Source organism: Bordetella sputigena (assembly GCF_965137885.1).
GTDB lineage: Bacteria > Pseudomonadota > Gammaproteobacteria > Burkholderiales > Burkholderiaceae_B > Bordetella_C > Bordetella_C sputigena.
On record NZ_CBCSCA010000009.1, the window covers coordinates 86121 to 104592 of the forward strand.

The 18472-nt window shown below is 66.4% G+C and carries 17 protein-coding genes; 14 read left to right on the forward strand and 3 right to left on the reverse strand.

The genetic code is table 11. The features are described 5' to 3' along the window. Positions 1 to 141: 141 nt before the first annotated feature. On the reverse strand, positions 142 to 1938 hold the full coding sequence (locus ACNA0R_RS17925; RefSeq protein WP_415827403.1) for a CYTH and CHAD domain-containing protein: 1797 nt from the start codon (positions 1936 to 1938) through the stop codon (positions 142 to 144). Positions 1939 to 2071: 133 nt separating this feature from the next. On the opposite strand from ACNA0R_RS17925, the gene ribBA reads away from it, so the two are divergent. The 6 genes from ribBA to ACNA0R_RS17955 all read left to right on the forward strand — a co-directional run bounded on the left by ribBA (position 2072) and on the right by ACNA0R_RS17955 (position 6418). Further along, positions 2072 to 3250, forward strand: coding sequence for a bifunctional 3,4-dihydroxy-2-butanone-4-phosphate synthase/GTP cyclohydrolase II (gene ribBA, locus ACNA0R_RS17930; protein WP_415827404.1), 1179 nt, complete (start codon positions 2072 to 2074; stop codon positions 3248 to 3250). An 88-nt stretch (positions 3251 to 3338) separates the two neighbouring features. Further along, positions 3339 to 3872, forward strand: coding sequence for a 6,7-dimethyl-8-ribityllumazine synthase (gene ribH, locus ACNA0R_RS17935; protein ID WP_415827405.1), 534 nt, complete (start codon positions 3339 to 3341; stop codon positions 3870 to 3872). Continuing rightward, entirely contained in the window at positions 3856 to 4344 is a 489-nt protein-coding gene (gene nusB, locus ACNA0R_RS17940) for a transcription antitermination factor NusB (protein WP_415827406.1), read from the forward strand. The genes ribH and nusB overlap by 17 nt, the downstream gene beginning before the upstream one ends. A 33-nt stretch (positions 4345 to 4377) precedes the next feature. Then, positions 4378 to 5343 (forward strand): thiamine-phosphate kinase, encoded by a 966-nt coding sequence (gene thiL, locus ACNA0R_RS17945; RefSeq protein ID WP_415827407.1) that lies wholly within the window; start codon positions 4378 to 4380, stop codon positions 5341 to 5343. Between the two features lie 32 nt (positions 5344 to 5375). Further along, positions 5376 to 5882 carry a phosphatidylglycerophosphatase A family protein gene (locus ACNA0R_RS17950; protein WP_415827566.1) on the forward strand — a complete coding sequence of 169 codons (507 nt, stop codon included), beginning with the start codon at positions 5376 to 5378 and terminating at the stop codon, positions 5880 to 5882. Continuing rightward, positions 5879 to 6418 carry a CinA family protein gene (locus tag ACNA0R_RS17955; protein ID WP_415827408.1) on the forward strand — a complete coding sequence of 180 codons (540 nt, stop codon included), beginning with the start codon at positions 5879 to 5881 and terminating at the stop codon, positions 6416 to 6418. The genes ACNA0R_RS17950 and ACNA0R_RS17955 overlap by 4 nt, the downstream gene beginning before the upstream one ends. 105 nt (positions 6419 to 6523) lie before the next feature. On the opposite strand, the gene pyrF is transcribed toward ACNA0R_RS17955, so the two are convergent. Continuing rightward, positions 6524 to 7342 carry an orotidine-5'-phosphate decarboxylase gene (pyrF, locus tag ACNA0R_RS17960; protein WP_415827409.1) on the reverse strand — a complete coding sequence of 273 codons (819 nt, stop codon included), beginning with the start codon at positions 7340 to 7342 and terminating at the stop codon, positions 6524 to 6526. A 351-nt stretch (positions 7343 to 7693) separates the two neighbouring features. On the opposite strand from pyrF, the gene ACNA0R_RS17965 reads away from it, so the two are divergent. Beyond that, positions 7694 to 10924 (forward strand): autotransporter outer membrane beta-barrel domain-containing protein, encoded by a 3231-nt coding sequence (locus ACNA0R_RS17965; RefSeq protein ID WP_415827410.1) that lies wholly within the window; start codon positions 7694 to 7696, stop codon positions 10922 to 10924. Between the two features lie 64 nt (positions 10925 to 10988). On the opposite strand, the gene ACNA0R_RS17970 is transcribed toward ACNA0R_RS17965, so the two are convergent. Continuing rightward, complete coding sequence (locus ACNA0R_RS17970) at positions 10989 to 11384, reverse strand: diacylglycerol kinase (protein ID WP_415827411.1); 396 nt, start codon at positions 11382 to 11384, stop codon at positions 10989 to 10991. A 233-nt stretch (positions 11385 to 11617) separates the two neighbouring features. Here ACNA0R_RS17970 and ACNA0R_RS17975 point away from each other — a divergent pair, with 233 nt between their 5' ends. The 7 genes from ACNA0R_RS17975 to ACNA0R_RS18005 all read left to right on the forward strand — a co-directional run bounded on the left by ACNA0R_RS17975 (position 11618) and on the right by ACNA0R_RS18005 (position 18468). Beyond that, positions 11618 to 12367, forward strand: coding sequence for a FadR/GntR family transcriptional regulator (locus tag ACNA0R_RS17975; protein WP_415827412.1), 750 nt, complete (start codon positions 11618 to 11620; stop codon positions 12365 to 12367). A gap of 167 nt (positions 12368 to 12534) precedes the next feature. Then, positions 12535 to 13563 (forward strand): L-idonate 5-dehydrogenase, encoded by a 1029-nt coding sequence (locus tag ACNA0R_RS17980; RefSeq protein WP_415827413.1) that lies wholly within the window; start codon positions 12535 to 12537, stop codon positions 13561 to 13563. A gap of 65 nt (positions 13564 to 13628) precedes the next feature. Further along, positions 13629 to 14603 carry a sialic acid TRAP transporter substrate-binding protein SiaP gene (locus ACNA0R_RS17985; RefSeq protein ID WP_415827414.1) on the forward strand — a complete coding sequence of 325 codons (975 nt, stop codon included), beginning with the start codon at positions 13629 to 13631 and terminating at the stop codon, positions 14601 to 14603. A 14-nt stretch (positions 14604 to 14617) separates the two neighbouring features. Further along, a complete protein-coding gene (locus ACNA0R_RS17990; RefSeq protein WP_415827415.1) occupies positions 14618 to 15229 on the forward strand; it encodes a TRAP transporter small permease in 612 nt (203 codons plus the stop codon). A gap of 31 nt (positions 15230 to 15260) precedes the next feature. Continuing rightward, the gene (locus tag ACNA0R_RS17995) at positions 15261 to 16667 is read left to right on the forward strand and encodes a TRAP transporter large permease (protein WP_415827416.1); all 1407 of its coding nucleotides are present in this window, start codon (positions 15261 to 15263) and stop codon (positions 16665 to 16667) included. Between the two features lie 25 nt (positions 16668 to 16692). Then, positions 16693 to 17448 carry an SDR family oxidoreductase gene (locus tag ACNA0R_RS18000; protein WP_415827417.1) on the forward strand — a complete coding sequence of 252 codons (756 nt, stop codon included), beginning with the start codon at positions 16693 to 16695 and terminating at the stop codon, positions 17446 to 17448. Between the two features lie 156 nt (positions 17449 to 17604). Next, positions 17605 to 18468, forward strand: coding sequence for a fumarylacetoacetate hydrolase family protein (locus ACNA0R_RS18005; RefSeq protein ID WP_415827418.1), 864 nt, complete (start codon positions 17605 to 17607; stop codon positions 18466 to 18468). Positions 18469 to 18472: the final 4 nt, after the last annotated feature.

Sequence of the window (18472 nt, forward strand, 5' to 3'; positions counted from 1 at the left end):
CCGCCTGCCGCCTGCCGCCTGNNGGTCACCGCCCGCCTGCTCCCTGGCGTGCGACGTGACGGTGTGCCCGCCGCGCAGTGCGCTGGCGCGGCCGCGCCGGGCGTAACCCGAGCGGCCGGCCGCTAATTCACCTCCAGAACCTCACTTCCAGAACCGCTTCGCCGCGCCCAGCTTGGCGAAGGCGCGCTGCGCCTCCCCGGTCAGCTTCTCCTGGCGCGCGCTGATCCATCCCAGGGCGAACCACGCCTGGGGATGGCGGCTGCTCCACTGACGGTACAGGTCATGCGCGACCGACAGGTCGTTCATTTCGCCCAGCACGTCCTGCACCGCCGCCAGGCGGCGCCGATAGTCGCGCATCTTGTTCGCCGGCAGCAGCGATTCGGCGAAACTCAAGCCGTAGCGCAGCCGCTTGGCGCGTTTGCGCAGATCGTGCCGCGACGGGATATCCAATTCGGCGAAACGCTGCCCCTCCGTCAGCACCTGCTGGTGCCACTTGCGCAGCCGGCGCGCCAGCAAGGTCTGTAGATCGCGGGGTTCGCGCGGGGTCAACGGGATGATGGTGGGATGGATGATTTCCAGGGCCTGGGCCGACGTCCCGGGCGCGAAGCCGTTGGCGTTCGCCCTGCCCGCGCCCCGGGGATCGACGCTTCCCGTACTGGCGTTTCGCGCCACGATGTGGCCGGCTTCCTTGTCTTTGATGCCTGCGTCGGCGCCGCCATCCTCCATGGCGCCGTTATCCCCACTGTCGCGAGGCAGCTGGCCGTTTGCCCGCTCGTCGCCGCCGATGTCCGCATCGGCCGCCACGGCGCTTTCCATCGCCTCCGGCGTGGGGCGTACATCCAGCGTCCATTCCAGCATATCCAACAGCCAGCCCTGGAACGCCTTGCCGGCCGCGGTTTCGCGTGCCGCCACGGGTGTCGTGTCGCTCTCCGGGATCGGGAACGTCGGCATCCCGGCTTTGACGAGAGCCGGGATGATGGATTCCTGCAGGACGTCCTGATCGCGGTTGGCCCCGAAAGCCGCGAAGTAGTCGCGCAGGGCGTTCTGCGCGTCATCCGGCGGCAGTTCGGCCCAGCCGCGGAACAGGCGCCAGGCGGATCGCAAGCGGCGTATTCCCACTCGCAACTGATGCACGTGTTCGGGCTGGCCCGCGCCATAAATGTCGAGCGTGTCCACCTCGGCGAGTACCGCGGCGTTGCGCATGATCTGGTTCAGGCATTCGCCCGCCACCGCCGCCAGCCCTTGCGGCGGCGTCATGCCGGCGGACAGCGCAATCGGCTTGGCGAGACGCGGCCCCCAGAATTCCGCGATCGCCGCCTTGCGGGCGTCTTCCGCCAACCCCGGGCGCGCCAGCGTGTGCGCCAGCTGCGCCAGGCTATCGCCGCGTTCCGACTTGCTGCGCGGATCCAGGATCAGACCATGGCGCGGCAGCCAGGCGCGCGCCGTGGCGAAAATGGCGGCGGGGCGGCCGGACATCAGTTCGAATTCGACTTCGGAGATGGGCAGCTCCAGGTCGCCGGCGCGCAGCACGCCGTGGTCGTAGGCGATTTCGACCGTACCCTGGCGCGTGCGGGTTTTGCGGACCAGGCGGATGACGTCCGTCTCGTAGCGCAGCTCCAGTTCGCCCTTCAACGCGGCCAGCGCGTCATGGACTTCGGTGCCGGCATAGACCGACAGATCCAGGATAGGCCCGGGACGCGGATGGTTCATCTCCACCCGGGTGATCGCGTTGGCCCCCGGCGTCTTCAGGGTCTGCACCCAATTGCGCCCTTCGCGGCGCAGGCGGATGGCGATCCGGGCCCGCGCCAGCTCGCGTTCGGGGGTATCGAAATACATCGCGTGCAAGGGCACGCGTTCCGCGCCTGCCTGTTTGAGTTCTCGTTCGACGGCCGCCCCGGCCGCCGCAGGCACGTGCAGCTTCAGTTCCTGTTCCGACATGACGTTCCGCAAAACAAAGTGACCCGCGATAGTACCCATCCGTTAGTCGGATAGTGATGACTTGTCATAAATGAGTCATTTGGCCCCGGAGCGGTAAAATCCGGTTTTTCCGCCCGATGCCGCACCCGCCTTCATGTCCGCCCAGCTTACCTCCGCCGCGTCCGCCGTCGAAACCGAATCCTTCGGCATCGCTTCGGTAGCCGAAATCATCGCCGAGCTGCGCGCCGGGCGCATCGTCATTCTGGTCGACGAAGAAGACCGCGAAAACGAAGGCGATCTGGTCATGGCGGCGGAATTCGTGACGCCGGAAGCCATCAACTTCATGGTCACCCACGGCCGCGGCCTGGTGTGCCTGACGTTGACCGAAGAGCGCTGCCGCCAGCTGGACCTGCCCTTGATGGCCACCCGCAACGGCACGCGCTTCGGCACCAATTTCACGGTATCCATCGAGGCCGCTGAGGGCGTGGAAACCGGTATCTCGGCCGCCGACCGCGCCCGCACCATACGTGTGGCCGTGGCGCGCGACGCCAAGCCGGCGGATCTGGTGCAGCCCGGCCATATCTTTCCGGTGCGCGCCGTCCCCGGCGGCGTCCTGGTCAGGGCGGGCCACACCGAAGCCGGCTGCGACCTGACCGCCATGGCGGGCCTGACCCCGGCGGCCGTCATCTGCGAAATCCTCAAGCCGGACGGCACGATGGCCCGCCTGCCGGACCTGGTCGCGTTCGCCAAGGCCCATGACCTGAAGATAGGCACCATCGCCGACCTGATTCAGTACCGCAGCGAACACGAGTCCATCATTCAACGGCTGGGCGAGCGCGCCATGCGCACGCCCTGGGGGGCGTTCCGGTCGGTCGCCTATCGTGACACGGCCACCCAGTCCATACATCTGGCGCTGGTGCATGGCGAGATCGATCCGCAACGCGAGACCCTGGTGCGCGTGCATGAACCCGCGTCCTTGCTGGACGTCCTGGACATGGGCGCCAGCCAGCACAGCTGGGGCGTGGCGCAGGCCCTGCAGACCGTGGCCGCCGCGCCGGCCGGCGTGGTGGTGCTGATGAACTGCCAGGCGGGAGGCGAACACCTGTCCGAACAGATCGCCGCCTGGGACGAGCCCGCCGGCAGCGCCAGGGATGAATCCCGCGGCGACCGGGTGGGGCTGCGCACCTACGGTATCGGCGCCCAGATTCTGCGCGATCTCAACGTCGGCCAGATGAAACTGCTGGCGCGTCCGCGCAGGATGCCCAGCATGGCGGGATTCGCCCTATCGATTACAGGTTACGATTGCGACCCTCCCGCGTCCCCGGTACGCTAGGCACACAGGCTTCACTGGCGGGTGTCTCCCGACACCCCCCGCTTCCCTCTTTTGCGACCACCGCCGCAACCCTATAAGGCAGTCATCGATGAATCCCTACACCTTATCCCCCGACATGAACGGCGAGGGGCTGCACATCGGCATCGTCCGCGCCCGTTTCAACGAGGAGATCGGCCAGACCGAACTGGAAGCCTGCCTGGAAGAACTGGCCAAGCTGGGTGTCGACGAGCGCGACGTCATGCTGGTTTCCGTCCCGGGCGCCCTCGAACTCGGCGTCACGCTGGCGCGCATGGCCGAAACCTATGAATTCGATGCGCTGATCGCGCTGGGCGCCGTGATCCGCGGCGAGACCTATCATTTCGAAGTCGTCAGCAACGAAATGGCCGCCGCGATTACCCGCATTTCCGTGGAAACCGGCATTCCCATCGCCAATGGCGTTTTGACGGTCGACACCGATGAACAGGCCGAAGCCCGCGCCCCCGGCAAGGGCCGCGACTGCGCCCAGGTGGCCGTGGAGATGGCCAACCTGATCGCCGCCCTCGAACCCGAAGCCGACGACGAAGACGAGGACGAGGACGAAGAAGACTACGAAGAAGAAGAAGACGATGACGACCGCCGCTGATCACGCCGCCCAGGTACGCGCGAATGCGCGCAGCGCACGCCGCCGCGCGCGTGAGTTCGCCCTGCAGGGGGTCTATGCCTGGCTGCTGCGCGGCGGCGAAGGCACGCAGGATGCCGGCGAAATCGACGCCCATCTGCGCGATGCCGAGGATTTCTCGGAAGCCGACGCGCAGTGGTTCAAGACCTTGCTGCATGGCGTGCTGCGCGAGGCGCCGGATCTGCGCGAGCGCTTCACGCCCTTCATCGACAGGCCCTTGAACGAGCTGTCGCCGGTCGAGCATGGCATTCTATTGATCGGCAGCTACGAGCTGGTGCATCACGTGGAAGTCCCGTACAAGGTCGCCATCAACGAAGCCGTCGAGCTGGCCAAATCCTTCGGCGGCACCGACGGGTTCAAGTTCGTGAATGGCGTGCTGGACAAACTGGCGGCGGACGTGCGCGCCAAGGAAGTCGCCGCGGCGGCGCGGCGCTGAGCCAGGCGCCGCCGGCGCCATCCAGGGGTCCGCGTGGCTTCCGAATTCGACCTGATAGACCGATATTTCAAGCGCCCCGCGCCCGCGGGCATGCTGGGCGTCGGCGACGATTGCGCCTTGTTCGACGTGCCTGCCGGCATGCAGGTGGCGACCAGCACCGATCTGCTGATCGAAGGCCGGCATTTCTTTGCGGACGTGGATCCCCGCGCGCTCGGCCATAAATCGCTGGCGGTCAATGTCTCGGATCTTGCCGCAATGGGCGCGCGCCCCATCGGCTGCCTGCTGGGCCTGGCGCTGCCGCGGGCGGACGAATCCTGGGTGGCGGCCTTCGCCCAGGGCTTCCACGCCATGGCCGATCAGGCCGGTTGCCCGCTCATAGGCGGCGATACCACGGGCAATCCCGGCGCGCTGGCGATCAGCGTGACCGTATTCGGCGCTGTCCGGCCGGATGCCGCCTTGCGCCGCGCCGGCGCGCGTGTCGGCGACGATATCTGGGTGTCCGGCACGCTGGGCGACGCGGACATCGCCTATCGGCTCATGAGCGGCCAGATGCCCGCCGACGATGCGCTGCTGGCACGCACCCGCACCGCGCTGGAATGGCCGCAGCCGCGTTTCACCCTGGGCCCGGCCCTGGCCGGTGTCGCCCATGCGGCCATCGACATTTCCGACGGCCTGCTGCAGGACCTGGGCCACATCCTGAAGGCGAGCCGCGTCGGCGCGCGCCTGTACCTGGATGCCATGCCGGTTTCCGCCGCGCTGGCGGACGTCGCGCCGGCACGCGTTCGCCATGCCGTGCTGGCCGGTGGCGATGTTTATGAATTGTGCTTCACGGCTCCGCCCGATCGCGCCGCCGCTATCCGCGGTATAGGCGACGATTGCGGCGTTGCCGTCAGCCGCATCGGCGTTGTCGAGGCCGGCGGCGAACTCGCGGTGCTGGATGCGGACGGCACCCCCTTGCGCGATCTTCCCCGCGGTTTCGATCACTTCCGTTCCTCATGAACCAAACTACGCCGGATCCCGAATCCGCTTCCATGCGGGCACGCGCCCGCGTTGCCTATCCGTCTTTTTCGTGGATATCGAAAACGCCCAGCCGCTTTATCGCCTTCGGCCTGGGATCGGGCCTGATCAGGCCGGCCTCCGGCACCTGGGGCACGCTGCTGGCCTGGGTGCTGTGGCTGCCCGCGGCGCACTGGCTTGGCGACCTGGCGCTGGGCCTGCTAATTGCTCTGGCGATCGTCTATGGATGCTGGGCTTGTCATCGCGCGGGCCAGGAGTTGGGCGAGCCCGATCATGTCGGCATGGTTTGGGACGAGATGGCCGCATTCTGGCTGGTCTTGTGGTTGGTGCCGAGCGGCTGGACGGCGCAGCTTTGCGCCTTTGTCCTGTTCCGGGTTTTCGACATCGTCAAGCCGCCGCCCATCCGCTATTTTGATGCGCGCATGAAGAACGGTATCGGTGTGATGTGGGATGACTTGCTGGCGGCCGCTTATGCGCTGCTGGTCATGGCAATCGCAGTGCGCATGGGAGCATTTCAATGACGACGTTCGACAGCAACACGATCAACCTGGCGGCCGCGCTGGGCAGGGAACTGAAACGCCGCAACTGGATGATGGGTACGGCCGAATCCTGCACCGGCGGGCTCGTCGCCGGGGCCATTACCGCGGTCGCGGGCTCCAGCGCCTGGTTCGACCGCGGTTTCGTCACCTATAGCAACGAGGCCAAGGTCGTCGATCTGCAGGTTTCACCGGACACCCTCAATCTTTATGGCGCCGTCAGCGAACCGGTGGCGCAGGAAATGGCCAATGGCGTGTTGCTGGAATCGCTCGCGGCGCATGTAGCGGTGTCCACCACGGGCATCGCCGGTCCGGAAGGCGGAACGCCGGGCAAACCCGTGGGCATGGTGTGTTTCGGCTTCGCGGTGCGCGCGGGCAGCGGCATCACCACCCGCGCCGCCACGCACGTATTCAGCGGCGACCGCGCGCAGATTCGTGAACAGGCCGTCGCCTTTGCCCTGCTGGGCTTGCTGGAAACGATAGGCGCCAGGGTCGAAGAACCGGCTCCCACGCTGGTGTGATCATCCGCGCGTCTGGGCCAGGCCCGGGCCAGACCCAAACGGCACGGCGTCCACGGCGGCGCCGTGCCGTTGTTTTATCCGCGGGATAAGCCGGGTCCTTGGAAACTAACGCACCGCGTTGATGCTGTCGCGCAGATCCTTGGCCGCCGCCCCGGCCGCTTCCCGCCAATCCTTGCCGCCGGATGCGTACAGGATGGCGCGGGACGAACTGATCAACATGCCCGTGCCATGCGCGTTGCGCGCATTGGTCACCGTGGCCGTCACGTCGCCGCCTTGCGCGCCGATACCCGGTATCAGCAGGGGTACGGTATCGCCGACGCGCTGGCGTACCGCCGCCAGTTCATTCGGGTAGGTTGCGCCCACCACCAGGCCGCATTGGGCCTGGCTATTCCATTTGTCCGCGACCAGCCCCGCCACGCGCAGATAGAGCGGCTCGCCGTCTTCCGTCTTCAGGAACTGCAGGTCCGAACCGCCGGGGTTGGACGTGCGGCAAAGGATGAATATGCCGCGGTCGGTCCAGCGCAGATAGGGCTCGACCGAATCCAGGCCCATATAGGGGCTGACCGTCACGCAATGCGCGTTGTAGCGCTCGAATGCTTCGCGCGCGTACTGCTCCGCGGTGGAGCCGATGTCGCCACGCTTGGCGTCCAGCACGATGGTGCGGTCCGGGTGATGCGTGCGGATGTGCTCGCACAGGGCTTCCAGCTGCGCTTCCGCCCGGGCGGCGGCGAAATACGCGATCTGCGGCTTGAAGCTGCAGGCGTAGGGGGCGGTGGCGTCGACGATGTCGCGGCAGAAACGGAAGATGGCATCCGGTTCGCCGTCCAGTTCATGGGGCAGACGCTGCACGTCCGGATCCAGGCCGACCGTCAGCAGCGATCCGGAGATTTCCCAGGCGGCGTCGAGTTTTTCTTTGAAATTCATCGTCAATGTGGTGATTGGGCGAGTGCGCGACTACGCAGTTTACCGCTGGGGCGGGCAGAGCCCGCCGGGTCCGGGGAAGGGCCTGGAACATAGCCGGGTCACATGTCGATTTCGTGCCGGCCTCGATAGTGTCGACGGAAAGCGACGATATGAAACGCGCGTAAATGACACTATTTGTCGGTGCAGAAAAATTCGGAAATAATCCCGCTGCTCTTCCGTTCTGTGTTCTACCGGCTGGCCGCGGCGACGGATTCCCCCTTCTCACGTCTTTCCCCGCGCTGACGTTTCCAGGTCGGACACCTTTCGAAGCCCCAATCCTGTCCTGGGAGAATGCGCATGCCGGCAAGTGTCGTGAACCGTGCTGTTGATGGCTTGTTCCCCGTACCGGCCGCCTTGCCGGGCTATCGCTTGAGGACATCGGTCCTGGCCTTGGCCATGGCCTTATCGGCCCCCGCATGGGCGGGAAACGGCGGCGCGGGCGGGATAACGCCGGCTGGGAATCTGGCGTTCACCGGCGCCGGCGGCATCACGGGGAATACGGCGCAGGCTCAGGGGGCTGATGCCGTTGTCGGCGGGCCTGGCGCCGATGGCGGAGGTGGCGGCGGCACCGATGTCACCACCGGGTTCGGCGGCAGCGGGGGCATGAGCGTCGCCGGCGGCGCCAGCAACCTGGCGCCCCGCTCGGCCACCGGGCAGGCCGGGGCGATCGGCAGCGCCATCGTCACGGGCACGGTGTCCGGGCAGAATGGCGCCAACGCCGTGCTTCCCGTTCCGAGTACCAATAATGGCGGTGGCGCGGGCGGCGGCGGGGTCGGCGTTACCACCGGCGTCGACCTCGATGTCGTGATAGGGGCTTCCGTCACGGGCGGGGCTGGCGGCAATAGTGTGAGCAGCTCCAGCGGCGGCGCCGCCGGGGGCGGGGGCTCGGGCGTGTTTTCGACGGCGAACGTAAACGTCGCCGCCGGTGCATCGATACGTGGCGGTAATGGTGGCAGCAACGTCGTTCTGGGCGGCGGTGGTGGCGGCGGCATAGGCGTTATCGTTGGCGGCGCCGGCACGCTGACCAACGCCGGTGCGGTGACCGGCGGCAATGGCGGCAACGCCCGGAATACCGGCGCCAATTCGGGGCAGGGCGGTTTCGGCGGCGAAGGTGTCTGGATATCCGACGGCGGCGCACTGGTCAACAGCGCCGGCGGCGTCATCGCCGGCGGGGCGGCGGCGACCGTGACCGGTTCCCGGTTCAGCGAGCCGACGGGTGGGGTGGGCGTCGTCGGGAACAACGCAACCATCGTCAATGCCGGGACGATCTCGGGTGGCGCGAACCGCGCCCCGGGGACGATCGCCAATGCCGTCCAGTTCATCGGCGGCGTGAACGCCCTGGAGCTGCGGGCAGGCTCCACCATCAATGGCAACGTCGTCGCCTTCAGCGTGGCGGATACCTTGAAGCTGGGCGGAAACGCCGATGCCAGCTTCGACGTTTCGACGGTCGGCGCGACGGCGCAATATCAAGGGTTTGGCTTTTTCGAAAAGACCGGCGCCAGTACGTGGAACCTGACTGGGACGTCGACGCAAACCATGCCGTGGACGGTATCGCAAGGCGTGCTCGCCGTCGACGGTTTGCTATCCAACTCGGCGTTTATCGTGAATTCCGGGGCGACGCTGGCGGTGGGCGGCGCCATCGCCGACTCGGTGATCGCGCCGACTTCCGGCACGGTCAATGTGGCGGCCGGCGGCTCGGTCAGCAACTCGCCGTTTTTCTTGAACGGCGACAGCACGCTGACGGTGGCTGGCTCGGTGGATGCATCGCCGGTGACCGCCAATGCCAGTGTGGTGACCGTCGCGTCCTCCGGTTCAGTCGCCGATTCACCGTTCACCTTGAACGGCAGCACGCTGACGGTAGCCGGGGCCATCCAGAATTCTCCCGTGGCGCTGAACGGCGGATCGGCGAATATCACCGGCACGGCGATATCCTCGCCGTTCACCGTCGGCAATGGGGGCGTATTGACGGTCAATGGATCGGCCGGGACGTCCTCGGTAACCGTCGACAGCGGCACGCTGCGCGGCGCCGGCACGGTCGGCGCCACGACCTTGCGGTCAGGCGCCGTCGTCGCTCCAGGCAATAGCATCGGCACGTTGAACGTCAACGGCGCCTACGTGCAGCAGTCCGGCGCGGTGTACCAGGCGGAAGTCGATCCCACCTCGTCGGCGTCCGACCGTATCGCCGTGACCGGCACCGCCACCATCCAGGATGGCGCGGTGCTGAACGTGACGAAGACCAGCCCCGCGCCTTATGTCGCCGGCACGCGCTACACCGTGCTGTCCGCGACGGACGGCGTCAACGGCACTTACACCCTGACCGGCGATACGTCGCTGAGCAGCTTCCTCAGCCTGGCGGGTACATATGACCCTCGCAACGCTTACCTGGAAGTGAAGCAGACACGTTCGATCGCCGACGTGGCGATCACGCCCAACCAGGGCGCCGTCGCATCCGGGCTGGATTCGCTGGCGCCCGGCGCCCCGGCCGCGGTGCCGGTGCTCAATCAGCAGACGGACGCCGCCGCGCGCACGGCATTGGATCAGCTGTCCGGCGAAATCCATGCCTCCGTGCAGTCGGCCATGCTGGAAAGCAGCCATTTCACGCGCGACGCGGTCAGCGAGCGGCTGGGCGATACCTTTACGTGCACGGCCGAGCCGGCCGCGGATCCGCGCGGCGTCGCGTCCGGGCAGGTCGCCGGCGCGTCGGCCTGCGGCGGCGCGCGGCCGACGGGATGGGCGCGCTTCTACGGCAACTGGGGGCATGCGGACGGCGACGGCAATGCGGCCCGGCTGGATCGCTCCGTGGGCGGCTTTTTCATCGGCGCCGATATGCCCGTGGCGGGCACCTGGCGGGCCGGCGTGCTGGCCGGCTACAGCCACGGCTCGTACCGCGTGAACGGCAGCGGCGCGTCGGCCGACAGCGACGATTACCACCTGGGGGTGTATGGCGGCACGCAATGGGGCGCGCTGGGATTGCGCACCGGCGCGACCTACACCTGGCACGACATCAGCGCCGACCGCCGGCTGGCGGTGCCGGGTTTCGCCGATCGCCTCAGCTCGAACTACAACGCGGGCACGGCGCAGATCTTCGGCGAATTGGGCTACAAGGTGCCGCTGGGCAATCGCGCCAACGTCGAGCCTTTCCTGAACCTGGCCTATGTGAACCAGCATGCGGAAGGCTTCGACGAGCGGGGCGGCGCCGACGCCCTGCACGTCGCCAGCCAGGACATGGATACGGGGTTCAGCACCCTGGGGTTGCGCGGCACGTCACACTTCACCTTCAACGGCACGGATTTCCTGTTGAAGGGCATGGTCGGATGGCGTTATGCGGTGGGCGATGTCAGGCCGGTGGCCACCGAATCCTTCCAGGGCGGTTCGTCCTTCGATATTTCGGGGGCGCCGATCGCGCGCAACCAGGCGGTGGTCGACGTCGGCGTGGGCGTGCACATCACGCGCAATGCGACGATCAGCCTGTCGTACAACGGGCAGTATTCGTCGCGCAATACCGATCAGGGCGTGCTGGGCGCGCTCAACATCGCGTTCTGATCGGGGCAGGCACCGCGGATGTGGCCGGCGGCGCCGGCCGCATTCAAGAACACTGCGCAAAAAGTCAGAGCAAGAAGCGGCCGATCGCCACGGCGGCCCAGATGGCCACGGTGAAAATCAGGCAGAGCAGCACGGCCGCGCTGCCCAGATCCTTGGCGCGCCCCAGCAGCGGGTGCATTTCCACGGATAGTGCGTCGGCCAGGGCCTCGATGGCGGAATTGAGCAATTCCGTCACCAGCACCATGGTCACCGACATGATCAGGATGAAGACCTCCAGCACGGACCGGCCCAGCCAGAAGGCGGCCGGGATCAGCAGGATGGCCAGCGCGAGCTCCTGGCGGAATGCGGCCTCGTAGCGGATGGCGGCGCGCAGCCCCTGCATGGAATAACGCAGCGCGTTGAAGATGCGGCGCAAACCGCCGGTGCTTTTGTATGGCGAGTGCTGCGGTGTAGGCGTCATGGCGGATAGGTTGGACCAGCGGAAAAGGCGACGATCGCCGGGGCGGGGCCGGCGGTTCGCGGCAGGCGGACGATAGCGTAAACAAGCGATGGCCGATACCGCGGCGGGGGCCGTATCGCGCGGCAGGCCGGCCGGCCGACCGCCGCAATGATAAGCAGAAACCCTAATTGTTTCATCATGGCGCGGCGCGCAGTATGCGGTCAACTGGTAAGGCCACTTGACCGATCATCCGAATGCCGTTTCACGCCATCGAACCCCGGCGACTGTACCGCCAGATCGCGGACCAGTTGCGGGCCCTGATAGAACGGGGCGAATTCCCGGTCGGCACCCGGCTGCCGCCGGAGCGCGACCTGGCGCTGAAGATGGGCGTTTCCCGGCCTTCGGTGCGGGAAGCCCTGATCGCCCTGGAAGTCGAAGGCCTGGTCGAAGTGCGGATGGGGTCGGGCATCTATGTCCGGGCGCGTGGCGACAGCACGCCGGGCGGCAGCGTGGTGGCGGAAAGTCCGCTGGACACCATACTGGCGCGGCAGTTGATCGAAGGCGAACTCGCGGCGCAGGCCGCGCGCGTCATGAAAGGGGCTGATATCGCCGGCCTGCGGCAGGCGCTGGACGTCATGCGCGAGGAAGCCGGGTCCGGCAATATCCCCGTGCGCGGCGACCGTTTGTTCCATGTGCGCATTGCCGCCGCGACCGAAAACTCGGTGCTGCTGCGGCTGGTGGGCGAGCTTTACGACGAACGCCACAATCCGCTGGCGGTGCAGTTGGGCAGTCATTTCGAGAACGCGGAAAGCTGGGAATCGGCCATCGCCGAACATGAGCGGGTGGTCGAGGCGATAGAGGCCGGCGATGCCGCGGCCGCGCGCGAGGCCATGCGCGAGCACATGGCCCGGTCGCACGACCGCTTCACCGCGCATTGGTCGCCCGCCGATGCGGCGGCCGGCAGGCGCAGGGCAGTATCCAGAACCATGGGCGGCGCGACATAGCGACCGCCCGCAGGAGGAGACAGCATGAACGTGGCGAATGACACGCCGGCGAACCGGCGGCACCGCAGCCTGCCAGATCCGCGGCGGCTTGCTGTTCAGGCAACGACGCCGCATCCGCGCGTCTCCCGCCCGTGTGGCCACGCGATGCTTGCCCTGAGGCAGCGGCCATGAGCATCGCCTGCCGTATTCACGGCGCCCGCGACCTGCGGCTGGAGCCCGACGATCCCGCGCCGCTGGCGCCGCATGACGTAGAGCTGCGCCTGGGCGCGGCGGGTATCTGCGGTTCCGACCTGCACTACTTCCTGCATGGCCGCGTTGGCGCTTTCGTCATACGCGAGCCGCTCATTCCCGGCCATGAGGCTTCCGGCGTCGTCACGCGCGTCGGCGACGCGGTGACGCGGGTCGCGCCAGGGATGAAAGTCGCCATCAATCCCTCGCATCCCTGCGGGCGCTGCGATTACTGCCGCGCGGGCCGCGACAATCTGTGCAGCAATATGCGCTTCCTGGGCAGCGCCAGCGTCTATCCGCACGTGCAGGGCATGTTCCGCGAACGCTTCGTCATGGGCGAACGGCAGTTGACCGCGGTGCCGGAGGACATCTCGCTGGGTGAACTGGCCTGTGCCGAACCGCTGTCCATCGGCCTGCATGGCGTGCGCCGCGCGGGCGAAATGATGGGCCGCACCGTGCTCGTCACCGGCGGCGGCACCATAGGCTGCATGACGGTGATCGCCGCGCGCCTGGCGGGGGCCGCGCGCATCATCGTCTGCGATATCGCCGATCGTCCCCTGGAAATGGCCCGCGCGGTGGGCGCGGACGCGACCCTGCGCAGCGATACCGTCGACGCCCGCGAGCTGGCGGACCTGGCCGATATCGCCATCGAAGCCGCCGGCAGTCCCGCCGCGTTGGCCACCTGCCTGACCGCCACGCGGCGCGGCGGGCGCATCGTGCAGGTCGGTACGCTGCCCGCCGAAGGCCTGCACTTTCCGGCCAACAGCATCATGGCGCGCGAACTGGACTACGTCGGCGCGTTTCGCGCCGGACCTGAATTCGATTGGGCGGTGGCCTACCTGCGCGCGCGCAAGGTGGACGTCCGTCCCTTGATGAGCGCGCAATTGCCGCTGGACCAGGCCGTCGCGGCCTTCGAGCTGGCGGCCGACCGGACCCGCAGTACCAAGGTGCAACTCGTATGTGACTGATGTTCCATTGAACCGACAGGCGGCGCCGCAGAGCGCATCGATGTCCTGAGAAAGAGGAGACACACATGAAGCAAGGCCAGGCAGTCAAGCTCCTGTTCGCCGCGCTGGCGTTCGCCGTATCGGCGGGCGCGACCGCGCAGACCAAGCTGAAGTGGGCGCACGTCTACGAGACGTCGGAACCCTTCCACACGGAGTCCGTGTGGGCCGCGCAGGAAATCGAGAAACGCACCAACGGCCGCTATCACATCGATGTCTACCCGGCATCGCAGCTGGGCAAGGAAAACGACATCAACCAGGGCCTGACGCTGGGCACCGTGGATATCATCATTTCCGGTTCCAGCTTCGCCGCCAAATCCTTTCCGCGCATCGGCGTCACCTACTATCCCTATACCTTCCGCGACCCGCAGCACCTGCTGGCCTACACCAAGAGCGATATCTACAAGGAATTGGTCGAAGGCTACGAGAAAAAGACCAACAACCATATCGTCGCCACCACCTACTACGGTACGCGCCAGACTACGTCCAACCGCCGCATCCAGAAGTGCTCCGATATGCAGGGGTTGAAGATGCGCGTGCCGGACGTTCCCGCGTATCTGGCGATGCCGCGCGCCTGCGGCGCCAACACGTCGCCGATCGCGTTCGCGGAGGTCTACCTGGCCCTGCAGAACGGCACGGTGGAAGCGCAGGAAAATCCGCTGACCACGATCGAGGCCAAGAAGTTCTATGAAGTGCAGAAGTACATCGCGCTGACCGGCCACATCGTCGATCACCTGAACACCATCATTTCAGGGCAGTTGTGGAAGAAGCTGTCGCCCGAGGACCGCAAGATTTTCTCCGACGTGACGCAGCAGGCCGCCGAGCGCGCGTCCAAGCAGATCATCGCGCGCGAACAGCAACTGGTGGAGGAATTCAAGAAGAAAGGCATCACGGTGGACACCGTGAACGTGGCCGACTTCCGCCAGACGGTGCTGGACAAGGTGCCGTTCAAGCAATACGGCTATGAAAAATCCGACTGGGAAAAAATCCAGGCCGTGAAGTAAGCGGAGGAAGCGCCATGGCCACCGATGTACACGTTTCGCCCGTCGGCGTACCGCCGCAGCAGACGACGCAGCATGCGTCGTCCGTCGAAGCCATCGTTTCCAGTTTCGAGGAAGCCGATCACCAGGACGCCGACCTGTCGGGCCATACCTTCGAGGATTGGCTGTGCCTGGGCCTGTTCTGGATCATGGCGCTGCTGGTCTTCCTGCAGTTCTTCACGCGCTATGTGCTGAACGACTCCTTCGCCTGGACCGAGGAGCTCGCCACCTACAGCCTGATCGGCGTGGTGTTCATCGGCGCCGCGATGTGCGTGCGCACCAGCCGGCATATCCAGGTCGATCTGCTGTACCGCTTCCTGCCGCATGTGCTGGGCAGGGTGCTGTCCACGCTGATCGACGTGGCGCGCACGGCGTTCTTCGCCTACGTGTGCTGGCTGGTATGGCGCTACATCCAATTGGTGGGCGACGAGCCCATGACCACCATCGAATGGAACAAGTCGTACGTCTACTGGCTGGCCCTGTTCGGCTTTGCATTGATGGCCATCCGGTCCTTGCAGGTCACCATCGTTAACTGGCGGCAGGGCTATTCCAATCTGGAACGGCCGGAAGCCTACGACAAACTGGACTGAGCCGCCAGGCGACAAAGAAAGGGGCTGGACAATGTGGATATTGATCTGTGCTTTCCTGCTGATGATGATCGTCGGCATGCCCGTGGCGGTCTCCATGGCGGGCGCTTCCCTGCTGTACCTGCTGGTTTCCGGCGATGTGCCGGACGTGGTGGTGGCGCAGCGCATGATCGCCGGCGTGGAGTCCTTTCCGCTGCTGGCCGTGCCCTTCTTCATCCTGGCGGGCAACCTGATGAACATCGCCGGCATTACGGGCCGCATCTATAACTTTGCGGTGGCGCTGGTGGGCTGGATGCGCGGCGGGCTGGGGCACGTGAACATCGTCGGCTCGGTGGTGTTCGCCGGCATGTCGGGCACCGCGATCGCCGACGCGGCGGGCCTGGGTACCATCGAAATCAAGGCCATGAAGGACCATGGCTATAAAACCGAGTTCGCGGTGGGCGTGACGGCGGCTTCGGCCACGCTGGGTCCCATCATCCCGCCCTCGCTGCCCTTCGTGATCTACGGCATGATGGCCAACGTATCCATCGGCTCGCTGTTCCTGGCCGGCGTAGTGCCGGGCGCGGTCCTGACGGTGCTGATGATGTTCACCGTGGCCTACTATGCGCGCAAGAACGGCTGGGGCGGCGACGTCGGCTTCGACTTGCGCCGGCTGGGCGCGGCGGGGCTGGAAGTGCTGATCGTGCTGGCGTTTCCCTTTTCGATCTGGCTGATGACCCGCTATGGCTTGTCGACCAACTGGGCCGCCATCATCGCCTTCGTCGTGCTGCTGGTGCTGGACTGGCGATTCAATTTTTCCGCGGTGATGGCGCTGATGGCGCCGGTCATCCTGATCGGCGGCATGACGCTGGGCTGGTTCACGCCTACCGAAGCGGCGGTGGCCGCCGTGATGTGGGCCTTGTTTCTGGGCCTGGTGCGTTATCGCAGCATGACGCTGCGCCTGCTGGCCAAGGCCACGTTCGACACCATCGAGACGACGGCGTCGGTGCTGTTCATCGTGACGGCCGCTTCGGTATTCGCCTGGCTGCTGACCACGACGCAGGCGGCGCAGGCCCTGACGGACGCCATTCTTAGCGTCACCCAGAGCAAGTGGGTGTTCCTGATGCTGGCCAACGTGCTGATCCTGGTGGTGGGCTGCTTCATCGACACCATCGCGGCGATCACCATCCTGGTGCCCATTCTGCTGCCCATCGTGCTGAAGTTGGGCATCGACCCGATTCATTTCGGCCTGATCATGACCTTGAACCTGATGATCGGCCTGCTGCACCCGCCCTTGGGCATGGTGCTGTTCGTATTGGCGCGCGTGGCGCGGCTGTCCGTGGAACGGACCACCATGGCGATCCTGCCCTGGCTGGTGCCACTGTTCCTGGCGCTGATCGCCATCACCTACGTGCCGCAGATCACCTTGTGGTTGCCGCACGCGCTGGGCATGGGCAACTGATTTCACTGGAGGCGGTAGCAACATCATGGGTCAGCGACTGGCGGGTAAGACGGCGTTCGTTACGGCGGCGGGGCAGGGCATAGGCAGGGCGACGGCGGAAGCCTTCCTGCGCGAAGGCGCGCGCGTGATCGCCGCCGACATCAACCCCACGGGATTGAGCGCGCTGGCGGAGCTGCCCGCTTGCACCGTGCTGGAACTGGACGTGACCGACGCGCGGGCCGTCGAGCGCGCCGTGGCTGACACCGGGAGCGTGGATATCCTGTTCAACGGTGCCGGCTATGTGCATGCCGGCGGCATCCTGGACGCCAAGGACGAGGACCTGAGCTTCGCGTTCGAGCTGAACGTGCGCGCCATGATGCGCCTGATCCAGGGCTTCCTGCCCGGGATGGTGGCCAAGGGATCGGGGTCCATTATCAATATGGCTTCGGTGGCGGGCAGTGTGAAAGCCGTGCCCAACCGCTTCGTCTACAGCACGACGAAGGCGGCGGTGGTCGGTCTGACGAAGTCGGTGGCGCTGGATTTCGTCGGCAAGGGCGTGCGGTGCAACGCCATTTGCCCGGGCACCGTGGAGTCGCCGTCGCTGCGCGATCGCATCGCCGCGCAGGCACGCCAGAACGGTCAATCGCCGCAGGAAGTCGAGGCGTCCTTCGTCGCGCGGCAACCGATGGGGCGGCTCGGCCGCGCCGAAGAGATCGCCGCGCTGGCGGTGTACCTGGCCAGTGACGAGTCGGCCTTTACGACGGGCACGACGCAGGTTATTGACGGTGGGTGGAGTAATTGAGTCCCCCCCCGAAGCGCTGCGCGCTTCCCCCCCGGGGGGGCGACGCTGGAGGACCGGCGGAGCCGGATCCTCGGCGTCCTGGCTTGGCTGGCATGGTTTTATGCGACGATGGGGGCTCGGGACGTGGTTCATTGAATTTACACACGAGGGAATACGATGAAGTTGCTTCGCTATGGCGCCAAGGGCGCTGAAAAGCCGGCCATGCTGGATCGTGAGGGGAAGGTGCGGGATTTGTCTGGCGTGGTGCCGGACATTACGGCGGAGTTGTTGACGCCGCGGGGGCTGGAGCCGTTGGGCAAGGTGGATCCGGCCAGCCTGCCGCTGGTGGTGGAGCCGGGGCGTATTGCGCCGCCGTGGCGTGGCATGGGCAAGTTTGTTTGCATCGGCTTGAACTATGCGGACCACGCGGCGGAGTCGGGGTTGCCGATTCCGGCGGAGCCGGTGGTGTTCATGAAACCGACCAGCTGCGTCATCGGCGCCAACGATCCGGTCGTGTTGCCGCAAGGGTCGGTCAAGAGCGACTGGGAGGTGGAGCTGGGCGTGGTCATAGGCGCGCGGGCGCGCTATGTGTCGGAAGCGGATGCGCTCAAGCACGTGGCGGGGTATTGCATCGTCAATGACGTATCGGAACGCGAGTACCAGATCGAGCGCGGTGGTACGTGGGACAAGGGCAAGGGCTGCGATACCTTCGGGCCCGTCGGTCCCTGGCTCGTCACCCCCGATGAGATCGACGATCCGCAGAACCTGGCGATGTGGCTGGAGGTGAACGGCAAGCGCATGCAGACCGGCAGCACCCGCACCATGATCTTCAATGTGGCGCAGGTGGTCAGCTATGTCAGTCGCTTCATGACGCTGTACCCGGGGGACCTGATCAGCACCGGCACGCCGCCGGGCGTGGGCCTGGGCATGAAGCCGCCTGTGTACCTGAAGGACGGCGACAAGATGCGGTTGGGCATCGCCGGGTTGGGCGAGCAGCTGCAGCCGGTGCATGCCTGGAATCCGGAGCTGATCGACGGTTGATGCG